Here is a 12,524-nt window from a genome sequence, read left to right as displayed (position 1 = left end):
GTGGTATAACGATGCAAGAAGCGAAGAAAAACATAGGAATCCGATATGTACGCCATGCGGAAGGACCTGTGCTGGGCTATTCTGACTCCTCGGGAGTCCACATCCTGAAGCAGGACGGGCTAGCCTTCAAGGACCTCAACAAGGATGGGAAATTGGATCCTTACGAGGACTGGAGATTGCCTGCCGAAGTGCGTGCGAAGGATCTTGCTTCCAAAATGACGATTGAACAAATATCCGGCCTTATGCTTTACAGCAGCCATCAGGCAATTCCGGGGAATATGGGCTGGTTTCCGGCAACATACGGCGGCGGCAAGTCGTTCGCGGAAAGCGGGGCGGAGCCGGGGGACCTGTCCGACCAGCAGCGTGATTTTATCGCCGACGATCACATCAGGCACATTCTGGTGACTCGGGTACAAAGCCCGGAGACGGCGGCGATCTGGAATAATAACGTTCAAGCGTATGCCGAAAGCATCGGACTTGGCATCCCAGCCAATAATAGCTCGGATCCCCGGCACGGTTCGGATACGACTAAAGAATTCAACGCCGGCGCCGGAGGTGCAATTTCCATGTGGCCGGAGAGCATGGGATTGGCCGCCACGTTCGATCCGGAGGTCGCCCGCCAATTCGGAGAAATCGCGTCGAGAGAGTATCGCGCGCTTGGACTTGCCACCGCGCTGTCGCCCCAAATCGATATCGCAACCGATCCGAGATGGTTTCGTTTCGGCATGACGTTTGGCGAGGATCCGCAGCTTGCGGCCGATATGGCCAGAGCTTATGTTGATGGATTCCAGACGTCGGAAGGGGAAGCGGAAATCGCGGACGGCTGGGGATACGACAGCGTCAACGCGATGGCGAAGCACTGGCCAGGCGGCGGCTCGGGTGAAGGGGGCCGGGACGCGCATTTCGGCTACGGCAAATACGCGGTCTACCCGGGCGCCAACTTCGACGAGCATCTCGTCCCTTTCACGGAAGGGGCGTTTCGTCTCTCGGGAAAAACTGGGCAGGCATCGGCCGTGATGCCGTACTACACCATTTCCGTGGGGCAGGATCCCAAGAACGGCGAGAATGTCGGCAACTCCTACAATTCTTATCTCATTAACGATTTGCTCAGAGAGAAATACGGCTATGACGGCGTCGTTTGCACCGACTGGGGCATTACCGCCGACGAAGGCGAAGACATTACCCGTTTATTCCCGGGTGGACGCTGCTGGGGAGTGGAAGAAGGGTATACGGTTGCCGAACGCCATTACAAGCTGCTGATGGCAGGCGTCGACCAATTCGGCGGCAACAATGAAGCGGGGCCAGTCATCGAAGCGTACAACATCGGTGTCCGGGAGCATGGGGAAGCGTTCATGCGCCGGCGTTTTGAACAATCGGCTGTTCGGCTGCTGAAAAACATATTCCGACTGGGGTTGTTTGAGAACCCATATCTACAGGTCAACGAAACGGCCGCTACTGTTGGCTCGCCTGCCTTCATGGAAGCGGGCTACCAAGCCCAGCTACGGTCCATCGTCCTGTTGAAAAACGAAGGAGTGCTGCCTCTTCCGAAGAAGAAAACCGTATATATTCCAAAACGGAGACTCCCGGCGGACACGGATTGGATGGGAATGCCGATCCCAGCTTCGGAGGAATATTCCGTGAACCTGGATGTGGTCCGTAAATATTTCGAGGTGACGGACCGGCCGGAGGAGGCGGATTTCGCTCTGGTGTGCATCGAAAGTCCACGGTCGACGAAGGGCTACAGCAAGTCGGACGCAGAGGCAGGGGGCAATGGCTATGTGCCGATCAGCCTCCAATACAGCCCATACACCGCCGAGCATGCACGCGAATCCAGCCTGGCCGGAGATTCCCGGGATGTGCTGAACCGCTCTTACAAAGGCAAAACCGTCACCGTCTCGAATGCCGGCGATCTCGAGGCCGTAATCGAAACCAAGAAGCGGATGGCCGGGAAGCCGGTGATCGTCTCCATTCTGCTCTCCAATCCCGCGGTCGTCGCGGAATTCGAACCGAAAGCCGATGCCATCGTCGCCCATTTCGGCGTGCAGGACCAGGCGGTTCTGGACATCCTCTCGGGAGTGTTTGAACCGCAGGCGCTGCTTCCTTTCCAACTGCCGGCGAATATGAAGACGGTGGAAGAGCAGTTCGAAGATGTGCCTCATGACATGGAGGCCTACGTAGATTCGGCTGGCCGCGCCTACGACTTTGCTTATGGCCTGAATTGGAGCGGTGTGATTTCGGATGCCCGCACAGAGAAATATGTAAGAGGTAAGGAGGAATCCGTATGAAGGTGGAGGTTTATCAGCTGCGGGAAGATGATCCGCATGTCAAGCTTCACGGGTATATCCTCGACAACTCACAGGAATTCCAGAAGGACAAGCTTCGGCCTGCCGTGGTCGTCTGTCCGGGAGGGGCTTATCTCGGCACTTCGGACCGCGAAGCCGAACCCGTAGCATTGCGCTTCGCGGCGCTCGGCTTTCATGCATTCGTGCTCCGGTATACCACATATTTCACGGAATGGCCTTCCGATTGGGAGAACCTCCCGGAGCCCGGAGTTGGATCTGCGTACCCGCGTCCACTCTGCGATTTGGCCAAAGCGCTGTCCACGATTCGGACGCATGCATCCGAATGGCGCCTGGACCCGAACAAAATTGCCGTTGCGGGATTTTCCGCCGGAGGCCATTTGGCCGGATCGCTGGGTGTCCACTGGCATGATCGCTTCCTGAGCGAAGAACTTGGGGAGGCCAACGAACGTTTTCGGCCCAACGCCCTGATCCTGGGCTATCCGCTGCTGGATTACCCGGCCATGAAGCGGGAAGCGGACAGGAGCGGCGACGATTCCAAGGTCCGATTGTGGAAGCTGTCCAACCAGGCCGTATTTGGCCGGCCGGATCCCACGGAAGAACAGCTCGAGGAGCTAAGTCCCAAAAATTATGTATCGGATCAAACCCCGCCCACCTTCGTCTGGCATACGGCTGACGACGATCTGGTGTACGCGGTCAACGCGTTGAATTTTACGTCAGTATTGGCAGAACATAAGGTTCCTTACGAGCTGCATGTGTTCGAGAACGGTGTCCACGGGCTCTCGCTCGCCGACCAAACGACCGCCGGCGATCCGACCCACGTCAATCCGGACGCGGCCGTATGGTTCGAGCTGGCGGCCCGATGGTTAAAAAAGCGTTTCTGAACGGCAAGGAAGCAAAGGAAGGGCAGAAACGTGGCCCTTCCTTTGCTGTATATCGCAAATGAATAAGAAGAGATATAATACTAGTGAAAGTGAACCGTATATGAAGGAGGAACGGCGGCATTGCGCAGAATCAAACCGCTAGTCAACTCACTCCGCTTCAAATTTTTTGCCGCCGTTCTTGTTATTTTTGTCCCGCTGGTTACCGTTCTTATCGTCAATAATTTCTATTCCGTCGACGTAGTCCGAAACCAGGTGGCGCAATCCAACAAAAATATGTTGAGTCTGTACAAGGACCAGATCGACCGCAATCTCGAAGAAGTGGACAAGTATCTGGCCAATACGCTGGAGAGCGATTTGAACGTGCTTGAACTCGAGTTTCCCAGAGAGGCGGATGACGACCGTTATAACATTGCCAAGATCAGCCTGTTTAATATGATGCGTGACGATCTAGGATACTACCCGATTCTGGACTCTTTTTTCGTCTATTCCGAGCCCAACCGGGACCTGGTCGTGATGCAATCCTCCACGGATACTTTTGAATCGCGCGAGGCGGCGCGGAACGAAATGCTGGAAATGATTGAACGGAACGCCAGGACCGTCGATTACTCACGCTGGCATCTCTGGGAAGGCGAGAGCGATTACTACCTGTTCCATCTACTGAAGTCCGGCAATGTGTATATGGGGGCGTGGATGAGCAGTGATAAGCTGATGGTGCCGCTTAATCTGATCGATCTGGGCGAATCCGGCGTTGCGCTCATTACGACGGACAATGACGAGCCAATCAGCTACACGGACCTGATTCAAGACAAGGAAATCGACTTGGAATTCCCCGAAGATTCCTATGCCATCACCGGGGAAGGCAAGGATCAGTATCTCGTGATGGGCGAGCCTTCCACGCAGGGTACATTTAATCTGGTGGTGGCTGTGCCCGACAGCACGATCCTTCAGAAGCTTCCCTATCTGCAGCGGATATCTTCCTTCATCTCGGTGACTGCCGTCCTGTTTCTGCTTCTCTTCGTCTTTATGATGAGAAGAGTGTTCCTGAATCCGGTCAAGCGGATTGTTGTGGCCATGCGGAAGCTTCGCGACGGCAACTGGGATTCCAGGCTGGAGCAGACGCCGACCTCGACCGAGTTCGAGATTGTAAACGAAACATTCAACCGCATGATTGCCGAGATTCACGATCTTAAAATTAACGTGTATGAGGAAAAGTTGAACCATCAGCGAGCGGAGCTCCGTCATTTGCAGCTTCAGATCAATCCGCACTTTTTTTTAAATTCACTCAATATCATTTATAATCTGGCGACGGTCAAGGATTTCGCCCTGATCCAGGAAATGACCAAATGTCTGGTGTCCTACTTCCGGTTCATGTTCCGCAGCAGTTCCTATTTTGTGGCGCTCCGGGACGAGCTCGCCCACACGGCAAACTATCTGAGGATCCAGCAGCTTCGATTTCCTGATATCTTCCAATACCATGTCGAGCGGCCCGATCATCTGCTGGATACGGAGGTTCCGCCTTTGATCATTCAGACCATGGTGGAGAACACGATCAAATACGCGGTCAACATGGATGAGCCGATCCGAATATCGGTTGAAGTCGGCAAAGAGGAGACCGAGGGAGTTTCGCGTCTCGTCTTTCATATTAAGGACACGGGTCCCGGATTTCCGGAGGAGGTGCTTCAGCGGCTTGCGCTCGAAGGTGAACCGGTCAACGAGAACGGAGAACAGATCGGGATTTGTAACGCGAGGCGCAGGCTTCGCTTGTTATATGAAGATCGGGCGGATATTGATTTCTATAACGAAAACGAATCGGGAGCCGTTGTGCGGATTTCCATTCCCGCCGATTTCCATACCCATAAAGAAGAAAGAACCTTGAGGTGATGATTCATGTATCATGCGTTGCTAGTGGACGATGAAGTTCACGCGGTGAGAGGACTGCAGGCGGGCGTTCATTGGGACCGGTTGAAGGTCGGGTCCGTGTACACGGCGCATAGTTTGAAGCAGGCACAGGAAGTTTTCCACTCCCAGTCCGTGCATTTGATGGTTTGCGATATCGAAATGCCTCAAGGGTCGGGATTGGAATTGGCCGCTTGGGTTAAGGAGCATTATCCCGAAACCGAGACAATCTTCTTGACGTGCCATTCGGATTTTCAGTTCGCGAAGCAAGCCATTCAACTCGACAGCTTCGATTACTTGCTGAAGCCCGTCGATTATTCGGAGCTCGAATCGGTGATCGGCAGGGCGTTCGACAAAATGGACAAAGAACGGGAGCTGCGTTCCTTCGAGGAAACCCATCATCATTACAGACGGCTTTGGGTATCGCATCAGCCGGTCGTGGCGGAGCGTTTCTGGCAGGATCTGATTCAGCGGAAAATCCCTTCAAATCCGCAAGCGCTTTGCGAGCACTTGCGGAAAGCAGGGCTCGTGTATCCCGAAAACATCCGTTTCCTGCCCGTCTACACCCACGTCCAGCGCTGGCACAAAGAGCTGTCCGAACGGGACCAGAGAATTATGGAATATGCCCTTCGCAACGTGCTGCAGGAAATCATGGAAACGACGCCCGGCGCGGCGGTCATTCCGGTAGCTTACAGTTCCTTTCTGATCGTGATTCCTTTAGAAGTGGCTGTGGACGAGGCGGAAGCACGCGCGCATTGCGATGCGTTCATCCGCAATTGCAATCAGTATTTGTATTGTGATATCAGCTGTTACGTCGGTGATCGAGTGCCCCTTTACGAATTGTCCGGCATGCTGCGTACCCTTCAACAGCTCGACGAGAATAACGTGACTCAAATCAACCGGACGTTCATCCTTGGTGAGAATAAGAAAAAGGGTTCCCGGCTGGATCCGGCTCCTCTCGCCGGTTGGGCGGAATGGATGAAGCAAGGAGCCCGAGACAAGCTGGCGGAACAAGTATCGAAGTATTTGGAGTCATGGAAGGCGTTCGACGGATCCGTCGATGCGCAAGCCCTGCACGCCTTCTATCAGGACTTCCTCCAAATGATATTTTTCGTTCTGCAGTCCAAAGGTCTGCAGGCTAATCAGGTATTCACCCAAAACCTGCTGACGGATAAGCCAGAATCCGTGCTTCGCTCGCTGGCATCCCTGCAGGAATGGGTAAGGTATGTGATCGAAGTCGCGATGAACCACATCCACGCCATAGAAGAAAATTTATCCGTCGTGGACAAGGTCAAACGTTTTATTGCGGACCAGATCGGTCAGCAGGACTTATCCCGGGAAGACATCGCTAAACACGTATTCCTCAATCCGGACTACCTGACGAGAATATTCAAGAAGGAGACGGGAATGTCGCTTTCGGATTTCCTTCAGCAAAGCAGGATCGATTACGCGAAGGAACTGCTCGCCAATACTGGACAATCAGTCAGCGACATAGCGGTCGCTTCCGGCTACTCGAATTTGTCGTACTTCTCGACGATCTTCAAGAAAGCGACCGGAGTGAACCCGGTGGACTATCGCAAACGGACGCAGCAAAACTAGACTTTAAGCCGATTCCGTACCAGCGGAATCGGCTTTTATATTTTATGGACCAGGAGAAGGTCGGAATTTCGAAAGTGGGAAGTCGTTTTATTGGTAAGCGGCAAGTTCTGCCCACCTTTACAATGAGAATATAAAGACAGGCTAGAAAGAAGGGGACAGCAGATGGCACAAACAGGATGGACTCCGTTTTTCAAGAAGCTCAAGCGTTACCGGGCATTGTTTTTGATGATGATTCCAGGGATCGTCTACCTCATTATCAACAATTACCTGCCGATGTTCGGTGTGGTCATCGCCTTCAAGGACATCAACTATGCCAAGGGTATACTCGGCAGCGATTGGATCGGCTTTAAAAACTTCGAGTATCTGTTCAAGACGACGGATGCCTACATCATTACCCGGAACACCATCCTTTATAACGGATCGTTTATTATTCTCAATACGGTCATGGCAATTGCGGTCGCGATTCTGCTTAATGAAGTGAGAAACAAGCTCGCTGCCCGTTTCTATCAAAGCATCATTCTTCTTCCGTTCCTGATTTCCATGGTTATCGTCGGTTATCTGGTTCTCTCGATGCTTAGCGCAGAGAGCGGCTTCCTGAACCTGAATCTGCTTCCGATGTTCGGATTGGAGCCGATCTCCTGGTACTTCGAGCCGAAATACTGGCCTTACATCCTGACCATCGTTCAGATCTGGAAGTATACCGGTTACTTGTGCGTCATCTTCCTGGCCGCGATCATCGGCATCGACCACGAGTATTACGAAGCGGCCACGATCGACGGCGCGACCAAATGGCAGCAGATCCGCACCATTACAGTACCGCTCATCGCGCCTACCATCACAATCATGACGCTGCTGGCGATCGGCCGCATTTTCTACTCCGATTTCGGCTTGTTCTACCAGGTGCCGCTCAACTCCGGTCCGCTTCAGCCGGTAACGGACGTTATCGACACTTACGTTTACCGCGGCCTGATGACGCTCGGCGATATCGGAATGTCTTCCGCCGCCGGTCTGTACCAATCCTTGGTCGGATTTATCCTGGTCTTGCTGTCCAACTACATCGTCAGCCGACGCAACAAGGAAAACGCCTTGTTCTAAGCAGAAAGAGGGAAAACGACTATGAAAACCAACGATATGAACCAGCCCGTCGTCCATGCGATATTTATCATTCTTGTTGCCCTGTGCCTGTTTCCTTTCGTGCTTCTCATCATGTCCTCGATCACGGAGGAAAGTGCGATCGTCAGCAACGGATATTCGTTCTGGCCGAGCGAGTTCAGCCTTGAAGCTTATGCGTACCTCTGGGAGCAGAATGCAGCGATGTTCAACTCGTATGGGATTACGATCCTGATCACGGCCGTCGGCACCTTCGTCGGACTGCTGATCAGCGCCTTGCTCGCGTATCCGTTATCCCGGCGGGACATGCCGCTGCGCGGCATACTAAGTTTTCTGGTGTTCTTCACGCTACTATTCAACGGCGGCCTGGTGCCAACGTACCTGATTTATACCGAAGTTTTCCATATGAAGAACACGCTGATGGCCCTGATCATTCCCGGCCTGCTCACCAACGGTTTCTTCATCCTGCTGATCCGGACTTTTTTCGCCAATTCGATTCCGATTCAGATTATCGAGTCGGCTTATATCGATGGAGCTTCGGAGTTCAAGATTTTCTACCGGATGGTGCTGCCGCTGTCGCTGCCGATTCTGGCGACGATCGGCCTTATGCTGACGATCAACTACTGGAACGACTGGTTCAACGGCCTGATCTATATCACGGAGCCGAAACTGTTCAGTATCCAGAACCTGCTCAACCGGATGCTGGTCAACATCCAGTTCCTCCAGCAGAACAATCTGGGCGGACAGCAGATGTCGACCAACCCGCCGATGAACTCCGTCCGGATGGCCATGGCCGTCATCGGAATTCTGCCGCTGATCCTGATTTATCCGTTCTTCCAGAAATATTTCGTCAAAGGCCTAACCATCGGGGCAGTCAAGGGTTAATGCTAGCATAAGCCAGTCCCGGGCCTTCGGGCCCGGTTGGTATAGATCAGTGCCAACATAATCTAGGGGGAAAATACATGCCAAGAAAATCGAAAGCCTTAACGCTTCTGCTCTCCGTTCTGCTGATTCTGTCACTGCTGGTTTCCGCTTGCTCCCAATCGAACAAGTCGGGCAATAATGCCGGTTCATCCGATCCGGCTGCCAGTGACGGCACAACTGCTCCTTCCGCTGTCAACGAGAAAGAAATGGAGTTGACGATAGCGTTCATCGGACTCGGAAATATGAATGAAGTCGCTCTCGTTCAGGAAGAAATCAGCAAAATCACCAAAGAAAAAATCAACGCGACGGTTAAATTGATGCCGATCGACATCGGCGCTTGGGTACAGCAAGTCAACTTGCTGCTTGCAGGCAATGAGCCGCTGGACCTGCTTGTCACTTCTTCTTTCTTCAACTTCAGCTCGCAGGTAGCCAAAGGACAGCTGCTGCCGATCGATGAGCTTGTGGAAAAACATGGTCCGACCATTAAAGATACGATGGAATTGGCTATCTTCAACGCAACGAAAGTTGGCGGCAAGAGCTACGGCGTGCCGAGCGTGCGCGATACGGCGGCCGACCAAGGCATCATAGCCAGAAAAGACCTGATGGACAAACACGGCCTCACGTTCGACAATGTGAAAGCGTATGCGGATCTCGATCCGATCTTCCAGAAGATCAAAGATAACGAGCCAGGGATATATCCGCTCGTTCAGCGTTCCCAAGCTTTGGGGATTGCTTTTGAAATCGCACGCGGTTACATTGATACGTTGGGCGATACGCCGGGTGTCCTGATCATCGACAACCAGGATCTGAAAGTCGTGAACCTCTACGAACAGCAAATGTATAAGGACGCTCTGCAGCTCGCCCGCAGATGGTACCAAGCCGGCTACATTATGCCGGATGCCGCAACCACGCAGGAAGGCAATAACAGCCTGGTGAAAGCGGGTAAAGGCTTCAGCTATCTGTCCAACATGAAACCGGGCTTCGAAGCCCAGGAGAAAACGCTTAACGGATATGAAATGGTGGCTGCGCGTCTCACGAATCCGATTTCCACTTCTGACGCCGGCACGGGATTCATGATGTCGATCCCGAAAAATACGCAGGATCCGGATCGCGCAGCCCAACTGTTGAACCTGCTCTATACCGACAAGGACATCGCCAATCTGATTGCCAACGGCATCGAAGGCAAGCATTACGTGGATGCCGGCAACGGACAGATCAAAGCTCCTGAAGGCGGAAGCAACTACGTCTTCAACCAATGGCAAGTCGGAAACAACGCGCTGGCTAAAGTATGGGAGGGCACCGCGCCCGATATTTGGGAGCAGACGAAGGTGTTTAACAAGTCGGCGACCTTCTCCAAAGCGCTCGGCTTCTCGTTCGATTCTTCCCCTGTGAAGACCGAAGTCGCCGCGGTTGCCAACGTAAACAATCAATACAAGGCTGGTTTGGAATCGGGCACGATCGATCCCGCCAAGTTGGATGAATTCATCAGCAAGCTGAAGGCAGCCGGCCTCGACAAGATCATTGCCGAGAAGCAGAAGCAGCTGGATCAGTGGGCGGTAGAAAACAACGTGCAATAACTGGATACAAATACAAGCAAGTGAAGGTTCCCTTCTTCGAAACCCTGTTTCGGGGAAGGGATTCTTTTATACGGGGAGGATGAATGACGATGGCGCTTACGATTGAGGTTAAGAAGGTACCGGATTCCGATATTGCCGGGGATCTCGATCCCCGTGTGCTGGAAGTGACGATGGAGCAGATGAAGAAGTTCGCTTCGTTCCCGAAGCTGGAGGCGAAGGACGGCGACATCGCCGGTTTTCCGATCGAACGGGTGAGAGCAATGATGGGCTGGCCAAATCTGGATATCACGACGACTGCGATTGCATGGAGCGAGAGGAAGGTTCCAGGACGCGGAGGCGACATCACGGTACGCATTTACACCCCGGCTGTCGTCGGTTCCAAACCGGCTGTCGTTTTCTTCCATGGCGGCGGATTTATCGGCGGCACGATTCAGGCCGTGGAGAACCCGTGCAAATATCTTGCTGAACACGCGGGCGCGGTGGTCGTTAACGTCGATTACCGGCTGGCCCCCGAACACCCTTTCCCTGCGGGACTTCACGATTGCTATGACGCGGTGAAGTGGGTTTACGAGAATGCTGAAGAGATTCAGGTTGACCGGGAGAGGATCACGGTTGCGGGAGACAGCGCCGGAGGCAATCTGGCAGCCGTTTGCGCGATCATGGACCGCGACTTGGGCAACGGCATGATCAAGTACCAGGCGCTGATTTATCCAACGGTTAACATGGCCGGCATGGAGACCGACGATTTCAAGTGGACGATCCACGAGTACGAGATCAACCACAATCACGAGCTGATCCGTGGGATCGTACATGCCCTGGGCGAAGGCAAGCTGGATACGTTGTATCTGCAAGGAAAGGCCGAGGTCTCCGATCCGTATGTGTCGCCGCTGCTTGCCGACGATCTAAGCGGCTTGCCGCCGGCACTGATCATCGAAGCCGAATACGACTATCTTCGCCTGGAGGGTGAGGCATACGGTCGCAAGCTGGTCCGGTCGGGGGTCCCGACGCGGATGATCCGCTACAGTGGGATGGATCATGCTTTCATGGACAAAATCGGGCTGTATCCGCAGGCGGAGGACTGCATGAAGGAAATCGCTGCAGGTATCCGGGAAACATTTAAAAGCAATTAATTCGTATGGATGTAATTCCATGGCACGAGATATGAAAGGTTTTGAAGCCTTATTGCAGCAGTTGAAAGGCTAAACGCAAACCGCCCGCGATTCACTGATCGCGGGCGGTTCATTTTTTGGGGTTTATTTTTCTATATTGATGCGAAGGATCGCGACGGCGTAAGGCGGAATCGAATAAATGCCCTTGTCGCACCGGAAATCCGAAACCTCGGGCGACACTAACTCAGGCCGATCGATCGTATTCGCATCCTCCGGCCGCCCAGAGGTCAGCAAGGTTTTCCGCCTTGAACCGAAACGTTTCCTGCGTCTTGAATATTGATTTCCGTCTCCAAAAGATAAGGAGAAGGATTAACCAGCTTGATGATCAGTTCGCCTGTTGTGCGATCCAAAGTCGAAACGGATGTCAGAAATGGAATCGGCGAAGGGCGGTACTCGTGGATGAGCTCGCCGTTCAGGAAACACTGTACGGTATCCTCGCCGATGGTCAACTGCATATGCTGCCAATCTGAGGGATGGACAGCGGTCTTTTGATTAGGCGCCAAATTGACGCGGGACCAGCCAACAATGCGGACTAGACGGCTTTCTCCATCCGGATCCAATTCCCAAAGGACATAATTTTGTTTGTCCCATGGCAGATGCCGGTCCAACAGGCGAAGCCGGATCCCTTCCGAACCTAGTATTGCATGGAATGAAACGTCATACTGGCGCCAAGAAGGATCGCCGATCCACAGCGTGCCATGGAATTCCTGGCATTGCTGCGGACGGCCGGTTAAGCGATCGAGGCGCAGCAGGGATTCGCCGCCGCGGCTTACGACGAGATCTTGGATCCGGTCAGGCGCATTCTCCCCGACGCCCAGGCCTCCGTAAAGGTCGGCCGAACGGCTATCGGTAGTGACATGACTATCTACTACGAACTCTCCGCTGACTGCTACGATTATAGAACAGTATGTTTTTCAAAGCTTTCAATATAACGACGTAGCGTTTGTGTTTTGACGACATCCCGAAATGCGGGCGGAAGTCAGAATATCGAAATCGGGAAGTCGTTTTATTGGTGGGTATTCCGCTGGACATTTCCGTAGAATGAGATCAAAGCAATAACCTTGG

At 53.3% G+C, this 12,524-nt stretch carries 11 protein-coding genes; 9 read left to right on the top strand and 2 right to left on the bottom strand.

Annotated elements, in window-relative coordinates:
• Positions 1-11 precede the first annotated feature (11 nt).
• From ACO9K6_RS14040 to ACO9K6_RS14005, 8 genes are all read left to right on the top strand, one after another.
• The gene (locus ACO9K6_RS14040; protein WP_424768192.1) at positions 12-2,285 is read left to right on the top strand and encodes a glycoside hydrolase family 3 protein; all 2,274 of its coding nucleotides are present in this window, start codon (positions 12-14) and stop codon (positions 2,283-2,285) included.
• Entirely contained in the window at positions 2,282-3,184 is a 903-nt protein-coding gene (locus ACO9K6_RS14035; protein WP_424768191.1) for an alpha/beta hydrolase, read from the top strand. The genes ACO9K6_RS14040 and ACO9K6_RS14035 overlap by 4 nt, the downstream gene beginning before the upstream one ends.
• 120 nt (positions 3,185-3,304) lie before the next feature.
• Positions 3,305-5,065: a sensor histidine kinase gene (locus ACO9K6_RS14030; RefSeq protein WP_424768190.1), complete on the top strand. Its 1,761-nt coding sequence runs from the start codon at positions 3,305-3,307 to the stop codon at positions 5,063-5,065.
• A 6-nt stretch (positions 5,066-5,071) separates the two neighbouring features.
• Positions 5,072-6,679: a response regulator transcription factor gene (locus tag ACO9K6_RS14025; protein WP_424768189.1), complete on the top strand. Its 1,608-nt coding sequence runs from the start codon at positions 5,072-5,074 to the stop codon at positions 6,677-6,679.
• A gap of 162 nt (positions 6,680-6,841) precedes the next feature.
• Positions 6,842-7,774 (top strand): ABC transporter permease, encoded by a 933-nt coding sequence (locus tag ACO9K6_RS14020; protein ID WP_424768188.1) that lies wholly within the window; start codon positions 6,842-6,844, stop codon positions 7,772-7,774.
• Positions 7,775-7,795: 21 nt separating this feature from the next.
• A complete protein-coding gene (locus ACO9K6_RS14015; protein ID WP_424768187.1) occupies positions 7,796-8,674 on the top strand; it encodes a carbohydrate ABC transporter permease in 879 nt (292 codons plus the stop codon).
• Positions 8,675-8,751: 77 nt separating this feature from the next.
• Complete coding sequence (locus ACO9K6_RS14010; RefSeq protein ID WP_424768186.1) at positions 8,752-10,290, top strand: ABC transporter substrate-binding protein; 1,539 nt, start codon at positions 8,752-8,754, stop codon at positions 10,288-10,290.
• An 89-nt stretch (positions 10,291-10,379) separates the two neighbouring features.
• Positions 10,380-11,420, top strand: coding sequence for an alpha/beta hydrolase (locus ACO9K6_RS14005; protein ID WP_424768185.1), 1,041 nt, complete (start codon positions 10,380-10,382; stop codon positions 11,418-11,420).
• A gap of 123 nt (positions 11,421-11,543) precedes the next feature.
• Here the strand turns inward: ACO9K6_RS14005 and ACO9K6_RS14000 are convergent, their stop codons facing one another.
• Positions 11,544-11,693 carry a hypothetical protein gene (locus tag ACO9K6_RS14000; RefSeq protein WP_424768184.1) on the bottom strand — a complete coding sequence of 50 codons (150 nt, stop codon included), beginning with the start codon at positions 11,691-11,693 and terminating at the stop codon, positions 11,544-11,546.
• A complete protein-coding gene (locus ACO9K6_RS13995) occupies positions 11,687-12,067 on the bottom strand; it encodes a hypothetical protein (protein WP_424768183.1) in 381 nt (126 codons plus the stop codon). Before ACO9K6_RS13995 ends, ACO9K6_RS14000 begins: the two co-directional genes overlap by 7 nt.
• A gap of 41 nt (positions 12,068-12,108) precedes the next feature.
• On the opposite strand from ACO9K6_RS13995, the gene ACO9K6_RS13990 reads away from it, so the two are divergent.
• Positions 12,109-12,312: a hypothetical protein gene (locus ACO9K6_RS13990; protein ID WP_424768182.1), complete on the top strand. Its 204-nt coding sequence runs from the start codon at positions 12,109-12,111 to the stop codon at positions 12,310-12,312.
• Positions 12,313-12,524: the final 212 nt, after the last annotated feature.

The organism is Paenibacillus praedii (assembly GCF_049725345.1).
Lineage (GTDB): Bacteria > Bacillota > Bacilli > Paenibacillales > Paenibacillaceae > Pristimantibacillus.
This window is presented reverse-complemented; position numbering and strand designations above follow the sequence as displayed.